This window comes from Halomonas sp. LBP4 (genome assembly GCF_003202205.1).
Classification (GTDB): domain Bacteria; phylum Pseudomonadota; class Gammaproteobacteria; order Pseudomonadales; family Halomonadaceae; genus Halomonas; species Halomonas flagellata.
On sequence record NZ_PDOG01000004.1, the window covers coordinates 1 to 208 of the forward strand.

Below are 208 nucleotides of genomic sequence, written 5' to 3' on the forward strand. Positions count from 1 at the left end.
ACAAGGGTTGCGCTCGTTACGGGACTTAACCCAACATTTCACAACACGAGCTGACGACAGCCATGCAGCACCTGTCACTCGGCTCCCGAAGGCACTCCGCCGTCTCCGGCAGATTCCGAGGATGTCAAGGGTAGGTAAGGTTCTTCGCGTTGCATCGAATTAAACCACATGCTCCACCGCTTGTGCGGGCCCCCGTCAATTCATTTGA